The following is a 267-nucleotide window of genomic DNA, read 5'->3' on the forward strand; positions in this document are numbered from 1 at the left end:
GGCGGCGCCATCATCAACCTATCTTCCAACAGCTACATGCTGGGACTGGACGGCTACCCGACCTACGTCACCGCCAAGGCCGGCATCATGGGCATGACCAAGGCGCTGGCGCGCGAGCTGGGCCCGGACGCCATTCGCGTCAACTGCCTGATTCCGGGCTGGGTGATGACGGAGCGTCAGCGCGAGCTGTGGGTCAACGACAAGGATTTGAACGAGTGCATTGACCAGCAGTGCCTGAAAGAGGCCATTCCGGTCGAGGACATGATC

General features: G+C 61.8%; 1 protein-coding gene. It reads left to right on the forward strand.

The features are described 5' to 3' along the window. On the forward strand, positions 1-267 hold a 267-nt coding region (locus R0J88_RS20655), incomplete at both ends, for an SDR family NAD(P)-dependent oxidoreductase (RefSeq protein ID WP_410900976.1).

Origin of the sequence: Pseudoalteromonas sp. SIMBA_162, assembly GCF_046535955.1 — a bacterium.
GTDB lineage: Bacteria > Pseudomonadota > Gammaproteobacteria > Enterobacterales > Alteromonadaceae > Pseudoalteromonas > Pseudoalteromonas marina.